We start from the raw sequence: 21587 nt of genomic DNA on the forward strand, positions 1-21587 counted from the left end.
AGATCGTTTCACGGCTATCTGCGTCCGGCTCGCGTGCTGACATCGACCCACACGGCGAGGGTGAGGATACTGCCTTTCACGATCATCTGCCAGTAGGTGTCCACGTCCAGCATGGACATGCCGTTATCGAGGCTGGCCATGACCAGCGCGCCGATCAGGGCGCCGTACACGGTGCCCGAGCCGCCGCGCATCGAGGTGCCGCCGATGAAGCAGGCGGCAATGGCGTCGAGTTCGCTGAAGGTGCCGGCGGACGGCGAACCGGCCGCCAGGCGGCCCGTGTTGATCAGGCCAGCGAGCGCGCACATCAGGCCCATGATGCCGAAGATCCACAGCTTGACGGCTTTGACGTTGATGCCGGACAGGCGCGTCGCTTCCATATTGCTGCCCACGGCGTAGATGCGCCGGCCGAACACGGTCTGGCTGGTGATGTAGCTGAACAGCCCCAGCAAGGCCAGCAGCAGCAGCACGGGCAGCGGAATGCCTTCATAACCGTTCAGGGTCCGCACGAAGGCATACAGCACGGCGCCGATGACGGCCAGGCGCAGGCCGTCGGCCCAGGGCGCCGTCTGCGGCAAGCCATGCTGGGCGCGGCTGGCGCGCGCGCGCCACGTCAGGAAGGCGGCCAGCAGGAACAGGCCGATGCCCAGCACGATGCCGGGCACCGCAGGCAGGTAGCCCTGTCCCAGGTAGACCATCGGCTCGGAGACGGGCGCGATCGTGATGCCGCCCGTGATGCCCAGCAGGATGCCGCGATACGCGAGCATGCCGCCCAGTCCCACGATGAAGGACGGGATGCCCCGGTACGCCGTCAGGTAGCCATTGAGCAGGCCGATCACCAGGCCGCAGCCCAGCACCGCCATCAGGTTCAGCGCCAGCGGCCAGTGCTGCGTGACGTCCAGCACGGCGGCGATGCCGCCGAGTAGCCCCAGCAGGGAGCCGATCGACAGGTCGATCTCGCCGGCGATAATCACCAGCACCATGCCGCAGGCGAGGATGCCGGTGACGGACATCTGGCGCAGCAGATTCGACAGGTTGCGCGGCGTGAGGAAGCTGCCCTCCGTTTTCCACGAAAAAAAGGCCCAGATCAGCGCCACGGCGATCAGCAGGGCCAGCATCTTGTATTGGGTGAACAGCTGTTTGATACTGTGCGGTTTCATGCTGCGGGTTCCTTGTTTGCGGTGTTGGCGGCGGGCGCCGGGCGCTGGTCCAGCGCCGCCGCCAGCACGGTTTCCTGGCTCAGGCCATCGTTGATAAAGTCGCCGCGCAGGCGGCCTTCGCCCATCACCAGCACGCGGTCGGACACGCCCAGCACTTCAGCCAGTTCCGACGAGACCATGATGATGGCCACGCCCCGGTCGGCCAGCGCCAGCATCAGTTTGTAGATTTCATATTTGGCGCCCACGTCGACGCCGCGCGTGGGCTCGTCGAGGATCAGCACGCGCGGGCGCGTCAGCAGCATCTTGGCCAGCACGGCCTTTTGCTGGTTGCCGCCCGACAGGCTCGTAATGGGCAGCGACGGGCTAGCCGCCTTCAGTTCCAGCTGCGCGATCTCGCCGCGCACGGCCGTCAATTCCGCCTCGCCATCGATGCGCGTGGCACGCGCGAATTGCTCCAGCACGGCCAGGGTGATGTTCTGCCCCACGTCGAGATCGGGCACGATGCCGTGATGCTTGCGGTCTTCCGGCACCATGGCCAGGCCCATGGCAATCGCCTTTTGCGGGGACGAAGTGTCGATGCGGCGGCCATCGAGCCACACTTCGGCCTGGCACGGCCCCTGGTAGGCGCCGAACAGGGCCGAGACGAGTTCCGTGCGCCCCGCCCCCACCAGGCCGGCGATGCCGAGGATCTCGCCCTTTCGCAGGGTGAACGACACATCGTCGACGCGCTTGCGCTGCGGGTTGTCGGCGTCGATGCAGCTTACGTGGCGCGCCTCGAACAGCACTTCGCCGATAGGTGCCGGCTGCGCACGCTGCGGATACAGCTGGCTCATTTCGCGGCCCACCATTTGCGCGATGATGCGCTCGACGTTCATCTGCGCCATCGGCGTGGTGGCGATATGCTTGCCGTCGCGGATGACGACGATGGTGTCGCAGATGGCCGCCACTTCATCGAGCTTGTGCGAAATGTAGATGCAGGTGACGCCTTTGGCCTTCAGCGCGCGCAGGATATCGAGCAGCACGGCGATTTCCGAGGCCGTCAGCGACGACGACGGCTCGTCGAGTATCAGCAATCGCGCATTCTTGTTGAGCGCCTTGGCGATTTCCACCAGCTGCTGGTGGCCGCCGCCGTAATTCATCACGGGTTGCGCTACGTTCAGTTCGGGAATTTTCAGTTCGCGCAGCAGCTCGTCGGCGCGCTTGTACATGGCCGCGTAATGCATGCGCCCGCCGGGCAGGGTGAGCTCGCGGCCCATGAAGATATTCTCGGCCACGGACAGCTGCGGCACCAGCATCAGTTCCTGGTGGATGATGATGATGCCCGCGTCTTCCGTGTCGCGGATCGATTGCGCGCGCAGGGGCTGGCCATCCCACAGGATCTCGCCATCCCAGGTGCCGTGCGGGTACACACCGGACAGCACCTTCATCAGGGTCGACTTGCCGGCGCCATTCTCGCCGCACAAGCCGATGCACTCGCCGGCCCGCACCTGCAGGTCGATGCCGTCGAGCGCGCGGACACCGCCAAACTGTTTGACGATGCCTTTCATTTCAAGCAGATAGTCGGACATGCTCACTCTCGTTGCGGATACGGGGGAAATGTCGGATTACGCGGCGCCCATGGCGCCGCTAATCCGACCTACGGTCGATGCGGACGGCCGACACCACCACCGGCGTTTCCGGAGCCGGCGATTGTCGGATAACGGCCGATGCGGGCAATCGTAGGTCGGCTTAGCGCGCAGCGCGTAAGCCGACAGCAAGCGGGTAATCAATTACCCAGCTGCGCCTTGGTATAGAAACCGTCGTCGACGAGAATGTTCACGTTCGCCTTGGTCAAGGGCGTGGGTTTGAGCAGCACCGTGCTGACTTTTTTCAGGCCGTTGTCATAGCTGGAGTTGTAGGCGGGCTTTTCATTGCGCGCCAGTTGCACGGCCAGCTTGGCCGCTTCGGCGGCGATGGTTTTCAGGGGTTTGTAGACGGTCATCGATTGCGTGCCGGCGATGACGCGTTTGACCGCCGCCAGATCGGCGTCCTGGCCCGAGACCGGCACCTTGCCGGCCAGTTTTTGCGCGGCCAGGGCCTGGATGGCGCCGCCGGCCGTGCCGTCGTTCGAGGCGACGATGGCATCGATCTTGTTGCCGTTGGCCGTCAGCGCGTTTTCCACGATGGACAGCGCTTCGGTGGCGCTCCAGTCCTTCACCCACTGCTGGCCGACGATCTTGATATCGCCCTTGTCGATGAACGGTTTGAGCACCTTCATCTGGCCTTCGCGCAGCATCTTGGCGTTGTTGTCGGTGGGCGAGCCGCCCAGCAAATAGTAATTGCCCTTCGGCTGCAGCTTGGTCACGCCTTCGGCCTGCATCTCTCCCACTTTCTCGTTGTCGAACGAGATATACGCATCGATATCGGCGTTCAGGATCAGGCGGTCATACGACAACACCTTGATGCCGGCCTTTTTCGCTTCCTTGACGGTGTTGTTGAGCACCGTGGCGTTGAACGGCACGATCACCAGCACGTCCACGCCGCGCGAGATCAGGTTTTCGATCTGCGAAATCTGGCGCTGCTCGCTGGCGTCGGCCGACTGCACGAAGACCTTGGCGCCCTGCTTTTCGGCGGCGGCGATGAAGAAATCGCGGTCGCGCGTCCAGCGTTCCACGCGCAAGTCGTCGATGGAAAAGCCGATCTTCGGGTTTTTCGCATCGGCCAGGGCGGCGCTGCTGCTCAATGCCAGCATGGCGGTCATGATGGCTGCACTGATGATCTTGTTCATTGTGTGTCTCCTTGTGGATTTTTTAGCTACATTTTTTAACTGCGGGTACTGCTGAAAAATTTTATGTCTGTGGTGGTGTCGGGTTACGCGCGAAGCGCTAACCCGACCTACGTGCTGCGACTGCTAATGGTTGTGGCGCGGCAGGGTCTGGCCCACGGCGCGGTATTTCAGGGCCAGCTCCATGCAGGCGCCCGTTTCCAGCTGGCCCACGCTGGCGCGGTAGATTTCCTGCCACGGCGTGGCGCTGTCGTTGACGGGCGGCGGCAGTTCCATGGCGCGGCGCGCCAGTTCAGCCGCATCGACCAGCATGTCGCACTGGCCCCCGTTCAGGTCCACGCGGATGATGTCGCCCGTGCGCAGCAGCGCCAGGCCGCCGCCGACGGCGCTTTCCGGTGACGCGTTCAGGATCGAGGGGCTGTCCGAGGTGCCCGACTGGCGCCCGTCGCCCAGGGTCGGCAGGTTCAGAATGCCGGCCTTGAGCAAGGCATCGGGCGGCTGCATGTTGACCACCTCGGCCGAACCGGGCCAGCCGACAGGGCCGGCGCCGCGCATGACCAGCATGCAGCTGTCGTCGATATTGAGCGCCGGGTCGTTGATGCGCGCATGATAGTCGCTTGAACCGTCAAAGACGATGGCGCGCGCCTCGAACACGCCCTCGCTGCCAGGGCGCGACAGATAGCGCTCGCGGAAGGCGGGCGAGATCACGCTGGTCTTCATGATGGCGAAGTCGAACAGGTTGCCCTGCAAGGCCATGAAACCGGCCTTTTCCTTCAGCGGCGCGGCAAACGGGCGGATCATCTCGCGGTCCGCGCTCTCCCGGCCTTGCAAGTTGGCCGCCATGCTCTGGCCCGTGACCGTCAACCGGTCCGCATGCAGCAGGCCCGCCTGCTGCAGCTCCCACATCACGGCCGGCACGCCGCCGGCGCGGTGGAAGCGCTCGCCCAGATACTTCCCGGCCGGCTGCATGTTCAACAGCAGCGGCACGTCGTAGCCATGTTCCATCCAGTCGCTCGAGTGCAATGCCACGCCCGCATGGCGCGCCATGGCCATCAGGTGCGGCTGGGCGTTGGTGGAGCCGCCGATGGCCGCGTTGACGATGATGGCGTCCAGGAAGGCCTCGCGCGTGAGGATGCTCGACGGGCGCACGTCGTCATGCGCCATGCCGACGATGCGGCGCCCCGTTGCATAGGCGATCTGGCCCCGTTCGCGATACGGCGCGGGGATGGCCGAGCAGCCCGTCAGCGACATGCCCAGCGCTTCGGCCAGCGCATTCATGGTCGATGCGGTGCCCATGGTGTTGCAGTGGCCAGCCGACGGCGCCGAGGCGGCGGCGATCTGCAGGAATTTGTCGTTGTCGATCAAGCCGGCGGACAGCTGGCGGCGGCCCTTCCAGATGGCCGCGCCGGAACCGACCAGTTCGCCGTCCATCCAGCCATCAAGCATGGGGCCGCCCGACAGCACGATGGCGGGAATGTCCACCGTGGCCGCGGCCATCAGCTGGGCCGGCGTGGTCTTGTCGCAGCCCGTCGTCAGCACCACGGCGTCGATCGGATAGCCATGCAGGATCTCCACCAGGCCCAGATACGCGAGGTTGCGGTCCAGCGCGGCCGTGGGACGGCGGCAGTTCTCGAAGATCGGGTGCAGCGGGAATTCCATCGGGATGCCGCCCGCGTCGCGGATGCCGTCGCGCACGCGCTGGGCCAACTCCAGGTGGATGCGGTTGCAGGGACTGATATCGCTGCCGCTTTGCGCGATGCCGATGATGGGCCGGCCCGAACGCAGTTCCTCGGCCGTGATCCCGTAGTTCATGAAGCGCTCCAGGTACAGCGCCGTCATGTCGATGTGATCGGGATTGTCGAACCAGTCCTGCGAACGGAAGCGCCGCGCCTGGCGGTTGCCTGGGGTACTCATGCGCCGTACCAGCCTGCGTCGACATAGTATTCGCGGCCGGCGCACTTGGCGGCGTTGTCGGACGCGAGGAACAGCGCCAGCGCCGCCACGTCTTCCGGCTCCACGCGCAGTTGCAGGCATTGTCCCTGCAGGATCACGGCTTCCGCTTCCGGCGTATGCCACAGCCGCTCCTGGCGCGGCGTGCGCACGGCGCCGGGAATGATGCAGTTGACGCGGATGCCGTCGGCACCCAGGTCGCGCGCCAGGCCGCGCGTCAGCCCTTCGATGCCGGCTTTCGCCGTCATGTAGATCGACAGGTTTGCCTGCGCCAGGTGCCAGGAAATCGAGCCCAGGTTGAGGATCACGCCGCTGCCCTTGGCGCGCATGCCCGGCGCCACTGCCTGGGCGCAGAAATACTGGTGGCGCAGGTTGACGGCCATGCGCTCGTCCCAGTAGGCGGGCGTGACGTCCTGCAGCTGGTGGCGGTCGTCATTGGCCGCGTTGTTGACGAGGATATCCGTGGCGCCCGCGCTGTGTTCAATCTCGGCGAAGGTGGCGGCCAGGGCTGCCAGGTCCGTCAGGTCGCAATAGCGGAAAACGGGCGGCTGCGCCAGGTGCGCCAGCTTTTCCTGCAGCGCCAGCGACGCCTCGCGGGCGATGTCGAGGAAGGTGACGTGGGCGCCCTGGCGCGCGAACGCCTCGACGATGGCCACGCCGATGCCGGTGCCGCCGCCCGTGATGACGACGCGCTTGCCGGCCAGGCTGGGGTAAGTTGCATGCTGCATGGTGTCTCTCTTTTTAAAATAATCGGATCAAAGCAAACCGCGGCGGGCCAGGTTCTGGTACAGCGCGCGCACGCCGAACGTCCAGGGGGCAATCGCATCGCAGCGCTGCACTTCGTTGACCAGCGCGCCCAGCGCGGCGCTGGCAATCGTCACGCGGTCGCCCAGGTGGTGCGTGAAGCCGCCGCCCTGCGCGCCGCGGTCCTTCACGGGCGAGAACATGGTGCCCAGGAACAGCATGAAGCCGTCTGGATACTGGTGGTACTGGCCTGCCGTCTGGCGCACCAGGTCGAGCGGGTCGCGGCTGATCTCGCGCATGAAGCTGGCGCCTTCGAGCACAAAGCCGTCGTCCGCGCCTTCGATCAGCAGCGACACTTCCGCCTCGCGCACGGTGTCGAGCGTGAAGTGCTCGTCGAACAGGCGGATGAAGGGGCCGATGGCGCAGGAACCGTTGTTATCCTTGGCCTTGCCCAGCAAGAGGGCGCTGCGCCCTTCGATGTCGCGCAGGTTGACGTCGTTGCCCAGGGTCGCCCCCAGCACCTCGCCGCGGCTGTTGACGGCCAGGACGATCTCGGGCTCCGGGTTGTTCCAGGCGGACGATGGCAGCAAGCCCACCTGCGCGCCGCAGCCGACCGACGACATCGGCTGCGCCTTGGTAAACACTTCCGCATCGGGGCCGATGCCCACTTCCATGTATTGCGACCAGGCGCCGCGCTGCTGCAGCTGCTGTTTCAAGCGCTGCGCCGCCTCCGAGCCGGGTTTTAATGCGGACAAGTCGCCGCCCAGCGTCGTTTGCAGCGCGGCGCGCAAGCTTGCCGCGCGCGCCGCGTCGCCGCCCGCCTGTTCCTCGATCACCCGTTCGAGCAGGCTGACGGCGAAGGTCACGCCGCAGGCCTTGACGGCCTGCAGGTCGCACGGTGCCAGTAGCAGCGGCTCGCCGGCCGGCGCGGCCAGCGCCTGCTCCAGCAGCGCCTGCACGGAGCCGAGCGCAGTGCCGGGCGCATGGCGGGCGATATCGAGCGCATCGCTGCGTTCGAACAGCTCGGCCACCGTCGCTACCGTCTGCGTGATGTCGACCACCTCGCCGCCGCGCACGGCGACGACGCAGGGGCCGTCACGCCAGATGCGGCCGATGAGGAGAGCCTGCGCCAGGTCGGCGGGCAACAGGGAGGCGGGGGAAATCGGCTGCATGACAAGCTTTCAAAAGGTCGTGACGGGATGGCTGGTCTTCAAGTTCGGACCGATTCTGCGCGCCGCCCTGTGTCGCCGCAATTACGAAAATCACCAAATTGAATGATGATTATTGGTATTGCAGCGCACAAAAAAAAGCCGCCGCCCGGCCTGCGCTCCCGCCCTGTCCGCAGGCGGGAAGGGGCACTATGGCGCATTGCATCAATTGGCCTATCGATATCGTTTTGGATATCGGCTATGCGAAAAAAGTGATTGGTGAGGGATGGATGGACAAACTAGTATCAGCCGTGGCCCGCAATCGGCCATTCGCACGGAGCCCGCCCGCTGGACGACGGCCCTGGCACATTCAACTATCGAAGACGGTGGAGACCTGAAATGAAAACAACAATGAAAATGCTGACCGCGAGCCTGGCGCTGGCCATCTCCGGCATGGCGGTAATGCCCGTGGCAAGCGCCGCAGACAAGGGCGCGATCGGCATCTCGATGCCGACCAAATCGTCCATGCGCTGGATCGCCGACGGCGACAACATGGTCAAGGTATTCAAGGAGCGCGGCTACAAGACGGACTTGCAGTTTGCCGACGACGATATCCCGAACCAGCTGGCGCAGGTGGAAAACATGATCACCAAGGGCGCCAAGGTGCTGGTGATCGCCGCCATCGACGGCACCACCTTGTCGAACGTGCTGCAAAAGGCGGCCGACAAGGGCATCAAGGTCATTTCGTATGACCGTCTGATCCGCGGCACGAAAAACATCGATTACTACGCCACCTTCGACAACTTCCAGGTCGGCGTGCTGCAAGCGGGCTATATCGAATCGGCGCTGAAACTCAAGGAAGGCAAGGGTCCGTTCAATATCGAACTGTTCGGCGGCTCGGCCGACGACAACAATGCGCACTTCTTCTACAACGGCGCGCTGTCGGTCCTGAAACCGTACATCGACAGCGGCAAGCTGGTGGTGCGCTCGAAGCAGATGGGCATGGAAAAGGTCGCCACCCTGCGCTGGGACGGCGCCGTGGCGCAGGCCCGCATGGACAACCTGCTCAGCGCCTACTACGGCAATGCGAGAGTCGACGCGGTGCTGTCGCCGTATGACGGCTTGAGCATCGGCATCCTGTCCTCGCTCAAGGGCGTCGGCTACGGCACGCCGAAACAGCCGTTCCCCGTCGTGACGGGCCAGGATGCGGAAATTCCGTCGGTGAAATCGATCATCCGCGGCGAACAGGCATCGACCGTGTTCAAGGACACGCGCGAACTGGCCAAGGTCACGGCCAATATGGTCGACGCGATGATGAGCGGCAAGACGCCGGCCGTCAACGATACCAAGACCTATAACAACGGCGTGAAGGTCGTGCCGTCCTACCTGTTGAAACCGGTCACCGTCGACAAGGCGAACTGGAAGCAGGTGCTCGTCACCGGCAGCGGCTACTACACGGAAGCGCAAGTGAAATAAGCATCCATGGTACTGAAGGCCCGGCACTGCCGGGCCTTTCGCTTCACGCACGATCAAGAACAAGACTGCCGCACGGCCGCTGCCCACCAGCGCGGCCGTGCCAGAGAGGTTATATGACGAACACTATCCTGGAAATGCGCGGGATACGCAAAACATTCCCGGGCGTCGTTGCGCTCGACAATGTCAACCTGCGGGTACGCAGCGGCGAGATCCACGCCATCGTCGGCGAAAACGGCGCCGGCAAATCGACCCTGATGAAAGTGCTGAGCGGCGTCTACGGCCATGGCAGCTATACGGGCGACATCGATTACCTGGGCCAGACGCGGCACTTCCGCAGCATCAAGGACAGCGAAGAAATCGGCATCATCATCATCCACCAGGAACTGGCGCTGGTGCCCCAGCTGTCGATCGCCGAGAATATCTTTCTCGGCAACGAGCCGGCCCGCATGGGCGTCATCGACTGGGAATACGCGCAAGCGAAGACGCGCGAACTGCTGCACAAAGTCGGCCTGAAGGAGTCCCCCGACACCCTGATCACCAACCTGGGCGTGGGCAAGCAGCAGCTGATCGAGATCGCCAAGGCGCTGTGCAAGGACGTCAAGCTGCTGATCCTCGACGAGCCGACGGCCAGCCTGAATGAAAGCGACAGCGCGGCCCTGCTCGACCTGCTGCTGGGCCTGAAAGCCCAGGGCATCGCCTCGATCCTGATTTCGCACAAGCTCAATGAAATCTCGCGGGTCGCCGATGCCATCACGGTGCTGCGCGACGGCAACACGGTCGACAGTTTCGACTGCCGCACGGAGCCCGTCAGCGAAGACCGCATCATCGAAAAAATGGTCGGGCGCGAAATGGCGGACCGCTATCCGCCGCGCACGCCCACCATCGGCGAGACCATTTTCGAAGTACGCGACTGGCGCGTCTTCCATCCCGAGCATGCCGACCGCCCCGTCATCAAGGGCATCAATCTGCACGCGAAAAAGGGCGAGATCATCGGCATCGCGGGCTTGATGGGCTCCGGGCGCACGGAACTGGCGATGAGCCTGTTCGGGCGCGCCTACGGCCAGCGCATCAGCGGCACGGTGCTCAAGCACGGCCAGGAGATCGACGTCAGCACCATCGGCAAGGCGATCGCGCACGGCCTCGCCTATGTCACGGAAGACCGCAAGGGCCTGGGCCTGATCCTCGAGGAAGACATCCAGAAGAACACCAGCCTGGCCAACCTGGACGCGATTTCGCGGCACATGGTGATCGACGAGCAGCGTGAATTCGGCGTGGCCGAGGAGTTCCGCCGCAAGCTCAAGACCCGTTGCTCGAGCGTGGCGCAGAAGGTGGTCAACCTGTCCGGCGGCAACCAGCAGAAAGTGGTGCTGGCGAAATGGCTGTTTTCGCGCCCCGACGTGCTGATCCTCGATGAACCGAGCCGCGGCATCGACGTGGGTGCCAAGTACGAGATCTACAGCATCATCAGCGAGCTGGCCGCCGAAGGCAAATGCATCATCATGATTTCCTCGGAAATGCCGGAATTGCTGGGCATGTGCGACCGGATCTATGTCATGAACGAAGGCCGCTTCGCGGCAGAACTGAGCGCGGCAGAAGCATCGCAGGAACGCATCATGCGCGCGATCGTTACACACGGAGAAAACAATGGACAATAAATTGACAGCAGGCGCGCCGGCGGCAGCAGCGCCAGCGGCCGCGCCGCAAGCGAAAAGCTATGCCGGCTTCTTGAAAAACAATATGCGCGACTACGGCATGCTGCTCTCGCTGATCGTCATCATGGGTTTTTTCCAGTACATGACCGACGGCACCCTGATGCAGCCGCTGAACCTGACGAACCTGGTGCTGCAAAACAGCTACATCGTCATCATGGCGCTGGGCATGCTGATGGTCATCGTGGCCGGCCATATCGATTTGTCCGTCGGCTCGGTGGTCGGCTTCGTCGGCGCGCTGGCCGCCGTCCTGATCGTCAACTACCACATGCATTTTGTCGCCGCCAGCATCCTCTGCCTGCTGGCCGGCGCCGTCATCGGCGGCGCGCAAGGCTATTTCGTCGCCTTCTTTAAAATTCCGTCCTTCATCGTCACGCTGGCCGGCATGCTGGTGTTCAAGGGCCTGACCCTGGCGCTGCTGGCAGGCCAGTCGGTCGGTCCCTTCCCGGAAGGCTTCCAGATGCTCAGCTCCGGCTTCCTGCCCGACCCGTTCGGCGGCGACAACCTGCGCGGCCTGTCGCTGCTGCTGGGCGTGATCGCCGCCGCGGCGCTGATCGTCACCTCGCTGCGCAGCCGCGCCAAGCAACTGAAACACGGCATGGAAAACGAGCCGCGCGCCTTCTTCCTGCTGAAAAATGCCATTTTCGCCGCCGTGATGGTGTATTTCAGCTACCTGCTGGCGTCGTACCGCGGTTTTCCCAACGTGCTGGCCGTGATGTCGCTGCTCATCGTCGCCTACACCTTCATCACCAACCGCACCGTGCTGGGCCGCCGCGTGTATGCCGTGGGCGGCAACGAAAAGGCGGCGCGCCTGTCGGGCATCAAGACGGAACGGGTCAGCTTCTACACCTTCGTCAACATGGGCATGCTGGCCGCGCTGGCCGGCCTGATCTTCGCGGCGCGCCTGAACACGGCCACACCGAAGGCGGGCACAGGTTTCGAGCTGGACGTGATCGCCGCCTGCTTCATCGGCGGCGCCTCGGCCTCGGGTGGCGTGGGCAAGGTGATGGGAGCCGTCATCGGCGCCTTCATCATGGGCGTGATGAACAACGGCATGTCCATCATGGGCATCGGCATCGATTACCAGCAGGTGATCAAGGGCCTGGTGCTGCTGGCGGCCGTGTTCATTGACGTGATTAATAAAAATAAATGAGAAGAACAAGGAAGCACAGGTTCGAGCCTTAGGGGGCTCTGGCCGGCGTTCGCGCCGGCCTTTTTTATTCCATTCACATCATCAATATGATTTCAGCAAGCCACCACGAAGCTTTCGCAACGAAAGATACCCACCACTGACCACGAAAACACCTTCCTCGTTCCTGATCTCGATATTGCCCTCATCCCAGCGCAGCAAGCGCGGCAAATTCTGCCGATAGATAACGATGCCAGTATGGCGCGCTTCCTCGACATAATGCATTTTTAACAGACGCACTTCTATTTCCCCAAGCATGCCAAGTCCATTATCCCGTACCTTGAATGCGGCCGGAAGGACGGCTATCAGCGAGAACGACGATCCTATCCCCGCCCCCAGCAATACCACCTCAAGTGGCGCCTTCGATTCACGATCCAGAGAAAAAAGATAAGTGATGGCTACCATGCATATCAGCAGGGTAACGATCCAGGAAGTTGCCTGGGCCTTGGATTGAAACAGCACAAAGTAGCGCCACTTTGCTAGCGGAAAGAAAATAGACGTGACACTACGGCGTATTTTTTCCATCCTGCCGTCCTCAAACCGATGCTTTGTCTGCTTCATTTTCGCTCCATTGTTAACACAAAAAGAAAGCTGTCCGCACAAGCGGTACAGCTATTTATTATGTTTTGGAAAAAAATGAAGAGGTTGACAGAAATCATCTAAGGCGACTTTTGCATCGCGTCAGACAGCCGCCAGCCGCGCCGCCCTATCCCCCCACCATGCCGCCTCCTCGAACACGGAAAAGCCCGACAAATCCGCATGCGCGAACAGGATGGCGCCGTCGTGCTCGCGCAAGGCCTTCAAGCCCGCGTTGCTGCGAAATCCCGGCAAGGGTGCCGCCATGGCGTGGCCACGCACGGTGATGTCGACGCGCTCGACGCAGCTGGCAAAATCGCGCCCATACGCCGTCTTTAAATCGATGCTGGCCAGCGCCAGCAGTTCTTCGGGGCTGGCCGTGTCGAGCCACTTGCGCGCTTGCTGCGGCGTGCGGTCGGACAGGGCCACGTAAGCGCTGAAGACGGTCTTCTCGGGCGGGCGCACGCGGATGTCCTGGTGGGTCGAGACGACATAGCCGAGGCCCGGTTCCTGGTACACCACGTTGTCCCAGCACAGGGGCGCATGCGACAGTTCGTCGGGAAAGCGTTTCAGTAAAAAATTCGCCACCATCCACGGCGCATACGCGGGCGTATCGCGTTTCGCGTCGAAGCCATACTCGGCGATGTTCTTCACCACGCGCGCCGCCACGTACAGCGGCATGGCGCAGATGGCCTTGCGCGCCTTGACCAGGTAGGTACGCGGCTGGCCGTCGACCAGCTCCAGGCACAGCGCTTCCACGCCCTGTTTTGTGGTGGTCACGGACACCACCGTGCCCGCATGGCGCCGGACCTTGGACGCCTGTTCCATGGCCGTGGCGACCGGCTGCATGCCGCCCGGCCAGGTCAGCCAGGCGCCATTGCCCGCGTTGGCCGCCTGGCCCCAGCGGCTGCAGTAGTAATGCAGGCCGGCCCAGGCCGAGACCTGGTCGTAGCGCGTGCCGTAATCGTCGCGGCAGCAGTAATTCAGATACCAGTGCAGGGTGGGCGAGGTATAGCCTTCGCGCTCCATCCACTGCTTCAAGGTGATGGTGTCGAGCGCCTGCCAGGCCGGATCTTGCGACGACTCCACGGTAGGAAAGACGAAGACGCGCTTGCCATCGTTGCCATGCGCCTGGCGCAAACGCCGCACCTCGGCAAAGAAGCGTTCATGCTGCGCCAGTTCCGCAGGCGGCACGCCTTCGGTGGGAATGAAGCCGTCCTGCCAGTGGCCGTTGAACAGCAATCGCTCTTCCGGAGCGTGCAGGATGTAGCGCTCGTCGTAATATGGCTTTTCCGCCTGCGGATCGCGCTGGATAATCCCCAGGTCGAACAAAATCTCTCGCACATGGGTCGATTCGGGCGACGGCAACGGCAGGTAATGGCCACCGGTCGGATAGGCCAGGTCGCCGAAGTGGCCGCCGGCCGCGTTGCCATACGGCTGCGGGCCATCGATCATGAGAAAATCCCTGTGCCCCAGCTTGTTCAAACGCCAGGCGGCCGTCAGGCCCGCGATGCCGGAGCCGAGGATGGCCACGTCGGTCGTCAAGGTGCGTGCAGGCGGCGGCAGCGCCGTGCCCTCGCGCAGCAGCTTGCGCAAATAATGCCCCTCGCTGCGGCCCGGATACAGCACCTTGGGCGTGATTTCCTGCCAGCGCAGATACGCGGCGATGCTGCCGATGCCGGCGGCCGCCGCCGCGGTGCCGCCGGCGGCCCACAGCATGAAGGAGCGGCGCTGCATCAGCGGATCACCCGGTTCCAGTCCTGCTCGAATTCATGCACGAGCGACTGGGTATTCAAGCGGTTCGGCGCCATGGGCAGCGGCTGCATGTCGGGCGGGAAGATGAACATCTCGCGCGTGGTGTCCGCATTCAGGTAGCGCATCGGCAGGCGGTATTGCGTCGGCGGTGCGTAGTCGAGCTGGGGCGAGGCAAGGATAAAACCCCATTCACCGAACGAGGGCACGTAGGCGTGGTAGGGCCAGGTGCGCATGCCCACTTCGCGCAGGGTCGAATTGATGGTCCAGTAGGCGTGCGGGGCAAAGAACGGCGAGGTCGATTGCACCACCATCAAGCCCTTGGCCGCCAGGTGCTTTTTCACCAGGTCGTAGAACGGCACCGAATACAGTTTGCCGAGCGCGAAGCTGGACGGATCGGGGAAATCGACGATGGCCGCGTCGAACATGTCGCCGTTGTTGCGCAGCCAGACGGCGGCATCGGCATTGACGACGGTGACGCGCTTGTCCGAGAACGCGTTGTTATTTAACTTTGCCAGTTCCGGGCGCGTGGTAAACGCGGCCGTCATGGCGGGATCGAGATCGACCACGGTGACGTGTTCGATCTGGGGATAACGGAGGATTTCGCGCAGCGCCAGGCCATCGCCGCCGCCCAGCACCAGCACGCGGCGCGCCCACGGCAGCGCTTCGAGCACGGGGTGCACCAGCGCCTCGTGGTAGCGGTACTCGTCGCGCGAGGAAAACTGCAAGTTGCCGTTGATGTAGAGCCGCGTATCGTCCTTCCAGCGCGTGATCACCAGGCGCTGGTAGGGCGTGGTGGTGGAATACACGATCTGGTCGCCGAACAGGCCGTGCTCGCCCCAGGCCACCATGCGGTCGGACATGGCAAAGCCGGCGACCAGCACCAGCATCACGGCGCAGGCGCGCAGGAAGCGCCCCGTGAGGTTCTTCAGCTCCGCGCGGAACACGTAAATCGTCCACAGGCCCACGCCCACATTGAGCATGCCGAACAAAAAGCCCGTGCGCACCAGGCCCAGGTAGGGCGACAGCACCAGCGGAAACAGCAGGGAGACGGCCAGCGCCCCCAGGTAATCGAAGGTGAGCACGCGGCTGACCAGTTCGGAAAACTCCGTCTGGCGCGAATTCAGGGCGCGCATCACCAGCGGCACTTCCATGCCGACCAGTGCGCCGATCAGGAACACCATCACATACAATAAGGTGCGAAAGGGCGCGGCCATCCACGAGAACGTCATGAACAGGATGGCGGCCGACAAGCCGCCGATCAGGCCCACGGCCAGCTCGATGTCGACGAAGCGCGAGAGCACGTCGTCGTCCCGCACATACTTGGAAAAGTGGGCGCCCACCCCCATGGCAAACAGGTAGCAGCCGATGATGGTGGAAAACTGCAGGATGGAATCGCCGAGCAGGTAGCTGGACATGGCGCCGGCGATCAGTTCATACGCGAGGCCGCAGGAGGCGACCACGAAGACGGACAAAATCAGAATCTTTTTGTTCATTGGACTTTTTTTTGTTCTAATATGCGTTGACGTTATCAAATACTCATTGCGAGGAAAGCCGTGCCCGCCATCCTAAACTATCTGATCCATCTTATACTGGCCGCCGCGCTGCTGATTGCCTTTTTTATCATCTACACGCGCGTCACGCCGTATAACGAAGTGCTGCTGATCCGACAGGGCAACCAGGCGGCGGCCCTGTCGCTGGGCGGCGCGCTGCTGGGCTTTTCCGCCACCATCGCCTCGTCCCTGATGCACACGGCCGACTACCAGCAATTCTTCGCCTGGGCCTTTGGCGCCATGGTGGTGCAATTGCTCGCGTATGTGGTCACCACGCGCCTGCTGCGCATGTCGAAGGATCAGATCGAATCGAACAACAGCGCCTTCGGCGGCCTGCTGGGCGCCATTTCGCTGTCGATTGGCGCCATCAACGCCGCCTGCATTTCCTGACACCGCTTTATTTATTCAAGGACATCCATCATGAGCCTCGGCAGCTTTATCAAGAAGCAGTTTATCGACGTACTGCAGTGGAACGAAGAGACGGAAGGCGTGCTGGCCTGGCGCTTCCCCATGCAGGATTTCGAGATCCAGAACGGCGCCATCCTGAATGTGCGTGAATCGCAGGTCGCCGTCTTCGTCAATGAAGGCAAGATCGCCGACGTCTTCGGTCCCGGCACGCACAAGCTGACGACGCAAACGTTACCGTTGCTGACCAACCTGAAAAACTGGGACAAGCTGTTCGATTCGCCGTTCAAGTCGGACGTGTATTACTTCAGCACGCGCGTGCAGACCGGCCGCAAGTGGGGCACGCCGCAGCCGATCACCATCCGCGACAAGGATTTCGACATGATCCGCGTGCGCGCCTTCGGCATGTATTCGTACCGCATCGCCGACGCCCGCACCTTCTTCACCGAGATCAGCGGCACGCGCGAAGTCTATACGCGCGACGAGGTGGAAGATCAGTTGCGCGGCATTCTGATGTCGAGCATGGCCAGCTCGCTGGGCGGCGCGAATGTCCCCTTCCTCGACATGGCGGCCAACCAGGCGCTGATGGCGCAAGAGGTCAAGGATGGCCTGACGCAGGCGTTTGCCCGCTACGGCGTGGGCCTCGATGAATTCAACGTGGCCAGCATCAGCCTGCCCGAGGAATTGCAGGCGGCGCTCGACGAGCGTATTTCCGCCGGCATGAAGGGCGGCCTGGGCGCCGACAAGATGAGCGGCTACACCAAATTCCAGGTGGCCAACGCGATCCCGCTGGCGGCGCAGAACGAGGGCGGCATGGCCGGTATCGGCGCAGGCCTCGGCGCCGGGCTGTCGATCGGCCAGGTGATGGCGCAAAGCATGGGCGGTGCGCTGCAGCAGCCCGCCCCGGCACCCGCTCCGGCGGCGCCACCTGCCGAGGAACCGATCGAGGCGCGCCTGGAAAAACTCAAGGGTTTACTGGACAAGGGACTCATTTCGCCGGCCGACTACGATGGCGCCAAGGCTGAACTGCTGAAAAAACTGATCGGCTGATTAGGGCGAAATACGACTGCATGCAAACTGTTTCCTGTCCCAGCTGCGGCGCGGAAGTGCATTTCCGCTCGCACGCTTCCGTGCTCGCCGTGTGCGAGTACTGCCACAGCACCATCCTCAAGGACGCCGATGCCGTCAGGGACGTGGGCAAGATGTCGGCCGTCCTGGAAGACTATTCGCCAATCCAGATCGGCACGGCCGGCGTGCACGACGGCGTGCACTTCACCGTCGTCGGGCGCATCCAGCAGCGCTACAGCGCCGGCACGTGGAACGAGTGGTATCTGCTGTTCGACGACGCCAGCACGGCGTGGCTGGGCGACTCGTCCGGCCTGTACACGCTGACGCGCGAGCGCGGCACGCAGGATGCCCTGCCCGCCTTTGGCGAGCTGGCGCCGGGCAGGCGCTACACGATCTGCGGCGAACCGTACACGGCCGCCGAGATACGCAATGCCGAATGCATCGCCGGCCAGGGCGAGCTGCCCTTCAAGGTGGGCGCCGGCTGGCGCATCCAGGTGGCGGACTTCCGCAACTACGCGAGCTTCGTCACGCTCGACTACACGGATGGCCCGCAACCGGTCGTCTACCAGGGCGTCGCCGTCACCCTGGACAGTTTGCAATGCCAGCTGCTGCGCGACGACGAGGCCATCGCCAAGAGCGCCGGCAAGTACCGCGGCAAGCTCGATGCGCTCGACTGCCCCTCCTGCGGCAGCGGCATTCAATATGTGCCGGGTGCGGCGGCGCAGCTCGTGTGTCCCGCCTGCCATGCGCAGCTCGACGCCAGCGGCCCGGAAGCGCAGGTGCTGGCCATCGGCAAGCAGGTGCACGAGAACGCCGACATCACGCTGGAACTGGGCGCCAGCGCGAAGATCAGCAATGTGGATTTCACGGTGATCGGCATGATGCGCCGCGCCGACGACGAGGGCAGCGAGTGGAACGAATACCTGCTGTACAACGCGCGCGCCGGCTTCTTCTGGCTGGTGGAGACGGACGAGGGCTGGTCGCGCTCGAACGTGCTGCCGAACTGGCCCAGCTGGGCCTCGCTGGACGCCGCCAGCTGCACGCTCGATGGCGCCACCTACCGCAAACTGTATGACTACGGCTCGCAGGTCGTGTATGCGGCCGGCGCCTTCAACTGGAAGGTGGCCGTCGGCGACAGCACGCGCGTCTATGAATTCGAGCAGGGACAGACCAAGCTGGCGGCGGAACTCACGGGCGAGGAAATGACCTGGTCGCGCTCCGTGCCCGTCGCCTACGACCAGATGGCCGCCTGGTTCGGCGCCGCCTTCCATGGCGCCATCAAAACGACGAATATCCAGCTCAGTCACCGCGGCATCGCCAAGGTCTTCATCGTCATCGTGCTGGTCTTGAATGCGATCCCCATGTTCGTGTCGTTCTCCAGCACCTTGATGTGGAGTTTGCTGGGCTGCCTGGCGCTGTTCCTGCCCGCCGCTTTTCTCGACAAGAATGCAAAGAATCCCCATGAGTAAATACGTGATCTACGCCCTGATGGTGACGTTTTCCGTCACGGCCGCCAACTGGGTGCGCATGTTCAAGGTGGCCGGCAGCGGCAGTAGCGGCGGCAGCAGCTGGAGTTCGCGCACGGGCGGCGGCGGCGGCAGCTATGGCGGCGGCTCCAGCGGCGGCAGCCACAAATAAGCATGGCGTCCGCACCGCATCTCCCCCTGGGTACCCATCTGCTGGCCGACCTGTCGGGCATCGCACCGGAACGCCTGCGCGACTGCGCCGCGCTCGAGCGCCTGCTGCGCGAGGCGGCCATCGCGGCCGGTGCGCAAGTACTGCACGGCCATTTCCACAGCTTTGGCCCGGGCCAGGGCGTCACGGGCGTGCTGCTGCTGGCCGAGTCGCACATCTCGCTGCATACCTGGCCCGAAGTGGACTTTGCCGCCGTCGACATCTTCATGTGCGGCGCGGCCCGGCCGCAGCTGGCGCTGGACATCATCCAGGCGGCGCTGCAACCGGCGCATTGCCGGCTGCAGTCCGTGCGGCGCGCCCCGCCCGGATAGGCCTGGCGTCGCTGGTGGATCGCGCGGGGATCGCTTACACTGTCGGCTGATCCCCCAACCTTGACTCCCATGCGCCGTTCCGCCCTCCTTGCCCTGCCCCTGCTGCTGCTGGTTTCCGCCTGCGATGACTACACGGCGCCCAGCCTGTACCAGGCCACCACGCCCGAGTGCAAGACGTGGACGGATGGCTCGCGTTTCGAACTGCCGCGCGGTATCAGCATCTACGCCACGCCGCCTGTCACCTTGAAGGAAGGCGGCACGGAGCTGGCGCTGATTTTTACCTTGCCCGTCGGCACCCAAGCCAGTTTTACGCGCCTGTCCTTCCTGCTGGAAGAACCGAAAAAGCCGCCTTTCGCGGAAGCCAAGATACTCACCATTTACCAGCGCGGCATGAACCAGAAGGCGGAGATCGTCGACGTCATCGAGCAGCTGCCCATCATGTTTGCCGCCGTCGGCAACAGCAAGGAAACCCAGTGGCGCTTGCGCCTGCAACTGCCGCGCCAGCTGCCGCAGCGCTTTGATCTGTCCATGCCCGACATGCTCGTCGGCGGCAAGCGCTACCCGGTACGCACGTTTACGTACCGCTATTTCCCCGAACGCCAGGCATACGGCATGTGCAGCTGAGCCACACCGTCCATTGACGGCAGTGCGTGCCGCTGGCACACTGGCGTTTTCCATCACACAACAGGAGTAGACAACATGCGCCATTCGGATACTGCCGTGCTGTCGGCTGCCTGATCACTGTATTTCCCGGCTAAGCCCCTTAGCCCGCAATTCCCCATACGCGTGATCGCGTAGCCGACTTCCCCTTCTTTCGTGCCAGTCATCGCGACTGGCGGTGCCTGCACGCGCAGGCTACACGTCCGCACGCGGACGACAGAATTTGGAATCACGCTACCATGATCGCATTCGATTTTGCGCAACTACGCCTTATCGGGCTGCAGCAGGCCATCGCCAGCGCAGCCACCCAACTCGACTTATCTTCCCCCGCCGCGCAGCTGATGCGCGTGAGCGCCGTGCACCGCGACAGCATCGGCGTGCACGACGGCAGCCTGGAACAGCCGGCGCAGATCCTGCCGCGCCTGCTGCACGCGCTGCTGGAACACGACACCATCCTTGCTGTCGGCGACTGGATCGCCGCCGAACCCGATCTTCACGGCGCGCTGTGGATAACGGCGCACTTATCCCCAGTCACGCAGATCGCGCGGCGCGGCAATGACGGCCGGCGCCAGGTGCTGGCCAGCAATGTCGACACGGCCCTGCTGGTGATGGGACTCGATGAGGATTTTAATCCGCGCCGCCTGGAGCGTTATCTGGCCATCGTGCTGGCGGCCCAGGTCAGCCCCGTGGTGGTGCTGAGCAAGGCCGACGTGGCCGACGACGTGCCGGGCAAGCTGGCGCTGCTGAAACAGCGCCTGCCGCCCCACGTCCCGCTGTTCGCCATCGATACACGCCATGCGTATGACGTGGCCATCCTGGAACCCTGGCTGGGTGCCGGCCAGACCCTGGTACTGCTCGGCTCATCGGGCGCGGGCAAGTCCAGCCTGACCAATACCTTGTGCGCGGCGGATCAAGCGAACAACGGCGTGCGCCACGGCGACGGCCGCGGCCGGCACACGACAACGGCCCGCTCGCTGCACCTGTGTGCGGATGGCGCCTGCATCATCGACACGCCGGGCTTGCGCAGCTGGCGCGCCGATGCCGATGCGCAGACCCTGGCGGCCACGTTCGACGACATCGCGGCGCTTGCCGCAACGTGCCAGTTCCGCGATTGCCAGCATGCCAGCGAACCCGGTTGCCAGGTGCGTGGCGCCGTCGACGGGGACCGCCTGCGCAACTATCACAAGCTGCTGCGCGACGCACGCCGCAGCGAGGAGACGCCGCTCGAGCGCAGCGCAGCGCGCGCCAAGTGGAAAGTGACGATGAAGGCCTTCAGGCAACGTGACAAGGATGGAATGGCGTGAACAGCCGAGCCACAGCCAGGATGCTGGAATATATCAAAGTTGCAATTGAGAAATATGCAAGGTATAGTCAAATGCACTACCAACAGAGATGCCCCGCACGCAATGCGCGCGGTCCGCCAACCATGA

The 21587-nt window shown here is 63.7% G+C and carries 19 protein-coding genes; 10 read left to right on the top strand and 9 right to left on the bottom strand.

Annotated elements, in window-relative coordinates; all coding sequences use genetic code 11:
• Window positions 1-14 precede the first annotated feature (14 nt).
• From JAB8_RS06165 to JAB8_RS06190, 6 genes are all read right to left on the bottom strand, one after another.
• Window positions 15-1157, bottom strand: a complete 1143-nt coding sequence (locus JAB8_RS06165; protein WP_070218947.1) for a sugar ABC transporter permease — start codon at window positions 1155-1157, stop codon at window positions 15-17.
• Entirely contained in the window at window positions 1154-2725 is a 1572-nt protein-coding gene (gene xylG, locus JAB8_RS06170) for a D-xylose ABC transporter ATP-binding protein (RefSeq protein WP_070288885.1), read from the bottom strand. The genes JAB8_RS06165 and xylG overlap by 4 nt, the downstream gene beginning before the upstream one ends.
• Window positions 2726-2922: 197 nt before the next feature.
• Complete coding sequence (gene xylF, locus JAB8_RS06175) at window positions 2923-3924, bottom strand: D-xylose ABC transporter substrate-binding protein (protein ID WP_034752745.1); 1002 nt, start codon at window positions 3922-3924, stop codon at window positions 2923-2925.
• 123 nt (window positions 3925-4047) lie between these two features.
• Window positions 4048-5835, bottom strand: a complete 1788-nt coding sequence (locus JAB8_RS06180) for an IlvD/Edd family dehydratase (protein WP_070288886.1) — start codon at window positions 5833-5835, stop codon at window positions 4048-4050.
• The gene (locus JAB8_RS06185; protein WP_070288887.1) at window positions 5832-6599 is read right to left on the bottom strand and encodes an SDR family oxidoreductase; all 768 of its coding nucleotides are present in this window, start codon (window positions 6597-6599) and stop codon (window positions 5832-5834) included. The genes JAB8_RS06180 and JAB8_RS06185 overlap by 4 nt, the downstream gene beginning before the upstream one ends.
• Window positions 6600-6626: 27 nt before the next feature.
• Complete coding sequence (locus JAB8_RS06190) at window positions 6627-7787, bottom strand: fumarylacetoacetate hydrolase family protein (protein ID WP_070288888.1); 1161 nt, start codon at window positions 7785-7787, stop codon at window positions 6627-6629.
• A gap of 375 nt (window positions 7788-8162) precedes the next feature.
• Between JAB8_RS06190 and chvE the strand changes: the two genes are divergently transcribed.
• The 3 genes from chvE to mmsB all read left to right on the top strand — a co-directional run bounded on the left by chvE (window position 8163) and on the right by mmsB (window position 12101).
• Window positions 8163-9239, top strand: coding sequence for a multiple monosaccharide ABC transporter substrate-binding protein (gene chvE / locus JAB8_RS06195; RefSeq protein WP_070218942.1), 1077 nt, complete (start codon window positions 8163-8165; stop codon window positions 9237-9239).
• Between the two features lie 113 nt (window positions 9240-9352).
• Complete coding sequence (gene mmsA, locus JAB8_RS06200; protein WP_070288889.1) at window positions 9353-10894, top strand: multiple monosaccharide ABC transporter ATP-binding protein; 1542 nt, start codon at window positions 9353-9355, stop codon at window positions 10892-10894.
• Window positions 10884-12101, top strand: coding sequence for a multiple monosaccharide ABC transporter permease (mmsB, locus tag JAB8_RS06205; protein WP_070218940.1), 1218 nt, complete (start codon window positions 10884-10886; stop codon window positions 12099-12101). Before mmsA ends, mmsB begins: the two co-directional genes overlap by 11 nt.
• A gap of 81 nt (window positions 12102-12182) precedes the next feature.
• On the opposite strand, the gene JAB8_RS06210 is transcribed toward mmsB, so the two are convergent.
• The 3 genes from JAB8_RS06210 to JAB8_RS06220 all read right to left on the bottom strand — a co-directional run bounded on the left by JAB8_RS06210 (window position 12183) and on the right by JAB8_RS06220 (window position 15961).
• A complete protein-coding gene (locus JAB8_RS06210; protein WP_070288890.1) occupies window positions 12183-12698 on the bottom strand; it encodes a hypothetical protein in 516 nt (171 codons plus the stop codon).
• A 120-nt stretch (window positions 12699-12818) separates the two neighbouring features.
• Window positions 12819-14450, bottom strand: coding sequence for an NAD(P)-binding protein (locus tag JAB8_RS06215; protein ID WP_070288891.1), 1632 nt, complete (start codon window positions 14448-14450; stop codon window positions 12819-12821).
• On the bottom strand, window positions 14450-15961 hold the full coding sequence (locus tag JAB8_RS06220) for a polyamine aminopropyltransferase (protein WP_070218937.1): 1512 nt from the start codon (window positions 15959-15961) through the stop codon (window positions 14450-14452). Before JAB8_RS06220 ends, JAB8_RS06215 begins: the two co-directional genes overlap by 1 nt.
• A 60-nt stretch (window positions 15962-16021) precedes the next feature.
• Between JAB8_RS06220 and JAB8_RS06225 the strand changes: the two genes are divergently transcribed.
• From JAB8_RS06225 to rsgA, 7 genes are all read left to right on the top strand, one after another.
• On the top strand, window positions 16022-16408 hold the full coding sequence (locus tag JAB8_RS06225; RefSeq protein WP_070288892.1) for a DUF350 domain-containing protein: 387 nt from the start codon (window positions 16022-16024) through the stop codon (window positions 16406-16408).
• Between the two features lie 30 nt (window positions 16409-16438).
• Window positions 16439-17473, top strand: coding sequence for an SPFH domain-containing protein (locus JAB8_RS06230; protein ID WP_070288893.1), 1035 nt, complete (start codon window positions 16439-16441; stop codon window positions 17471-17473).
• 20 nt (window positions 17474-17493) lie between these two features.
• Window positions 17494-18960 (top strand): DUF4178 domain-containing protein, encoded by a 1467-nt coding sequence (locus JAB8_RS06235; RefSeq protein ID WP_070288894.1) that lies wholly within the window; start codon window positions 17494-17496, stop codon window positions 18958-18960.
• Window positions 18953-19129 carry a hypothetical protein gene (locus JAB8_RS29430; RefSeq protein ID WP_157792409.1) on the top strand — a complete coding sequence of 59 codons (177 nt, stop codon included), beginning with the start codon at window positions 18953-18955 and terminating at the stop codon, window positions 19127-19129. Before JAB8_RS06235 ends, JAB8_RS29430 begins: the two co-directional genes overlap by 8 nt.
• A 2-nt stretch (window positions 19130-19131) precedes the next feature.
• On the top strand, window positions 19132-19497 hold the full coding sequence (gene speD / locus JAB8_RS06240; RefSeq protein ID WP_070288895.1) for an adenosylmethionine decarboxylase: 366 nt from the start codon (window positions 19132-19134) through the stop codon (window positions 19495-19497).
• Between the two features lie 69 nt (window positions 19498-19566).
• On the top strand, window positions 19567-20121 hold the full coding sequence (locus tag JAB8_RS06245) for a hypothetical protein (protein WP_070218932.1): 555 nt from the start codon (window positions 19567-19569) through the stop codon (window positions 20119-20121).
• A gap of 275 nt (window positions 20122-20396) precedes the next feature.
• A complete protein-coding gene (gene rsgA, locus JAB8_RS06250) occupies window positions 20397-21461 on the top strand; it encodes a ribosome small subunit-dependent GTPase A (RefSeq protein ID WP_070288896.1) in 1065 nt (354 codons plus the stop codon).
• Window positions 21462-21587 lie beyond the last annotated feature (126 nt).

It is taken from the genome of Janthinobacterium sp. HH106 (genome assembly GCF_001758725.1).
Classification (GTDB): Bacteria; Pseudomonadota; Gammaproteobacteria; order Burkholderiales; family Burkholderiaceae_D; genus Janthinobacterium.

Bases quoted from the DNA above. Each gene is read 5' to 3' on its own strand.
- JAB8_RS06165 (WP_070218947.1), bottom strand. From the start codon at position 1,157: ATGAAACCGCACAGTATCAAACAGCTGTTCACCCAATACAAGATGCTG.
- xylG (WP_070288885.1), bottom strand. From the start codon at position 2,725: ATGTCCGACTATCTGCTTGAAATGAAAGGCATCGTCAAACAGTTTGGC.
- xylF (WP_034752745.1), bottom strand. From the start codon at position 3,924: ATGAACAAGATCATCAGTGCAGCCATCATGACCGCCATGCTGGCATTG.
- JAB8_RS06180 (WP_070288886.1), bottom strand. From the start codon at position 5,835: ATGAGTACCCCAGGCAACCGCCAGGCGCGGCGCTTCCGTTCGCAGGAC.
- JAB8_RS06185 (WP_070288887.1), bottom strand. From the start codon at position 6,599: ATGCAGCATGCAACTTACCCCAGCCTGGCCGGCAAGCGCGTCGTCATC.
- JAB8_RS06190 (WP_070288888.1), bottom strand. From the start codon at position 7,787: ATGCAGCCGATTTCCCCCGCCTCCCTGTTGCCCGCCGACCTGGCGCAG.
- chvE (WP_070218942.1), top strand. From the start codon at position 8,163: ATGAAAACAACAATGAAAATGCTGACCGCGAGCCTGGCGCTGGCCATC.
- mmsA (WP_070288889.1), top strand. From the start codon at position 9,353: ATGACGAACACTATCCTGGAAATGCGCGGGATACGCAAAACATTCCCG.
- mmsB (WP_070218940.1), top strand. From the start codon at position 10,884: ATGGACAATAAATTGACAGCAGGCGCGCCGGCGGCAGCAGCGCCAGCG.
- JAB8_RS06210 (WP_070288890.1), bottom strand. From the start codon at position 12,698: ATGAAGCAGACAAAGCATCGGTTTGAGGACGGCAGGATGGAAAAAATA.
- JAB8_RS06215 (WP_070288891.1), bottom strand. From the start codon at position 14,450: ATGCAGCGCCGCTCCTTCATGCTGTGGGCCGCCGGCGGCACCGCGGCG.
- JAB8_RS06220 (WP_070218937.1), bottom strand. From the start codon at position 15,961: ATGAACAAAAAGATTCTGATTTTGTCCGTCTTCGTGGTCGCCTCCTGC.
- JAB8_RS06230 (WP_070288893.1), top strand. From the start codon at position 16,439: ATGAGCCTCGGCAGCTTTATCAAGAAGCAGTTTATCGACGTACTGCAG.
- JAB8_RS06235 (WP_070288894.1), top strand. From the start codon at position 17,494: ATGCAAACTGTTTCCTGTCCCAGCTGCGGCGCGGAAGTGCATTTCCGC.
- JAB8_RS29430 (WP_157792409.1), top strand. From the start codon at position 18,953: ATGAGTAAATACGTGATCTACGCCCTGATGGTGACGTTTTCCGTCACG.
- speD (WP_070288895.1), top strand. From the start codon at position 19,132: ATGGCGTCCGCACCGCATCTCCCCCTGGGTACCCATCTGCTGGCCGAC.
- JAB8_RS06245 (WP_070218932.1), top strand. From the start codon at position 19,567: ATGCGCCGTTCCGCCCTCCTTGCCCTGCCCCTGCTGCTGCTGGTTTCC.
- rsgA (WP_070288896.1), top strand. From the start codon at position 20,397: ATGATCGCATTCGATTTTGCGCAACTACGCCTTATCGGGCTGCAGCAG.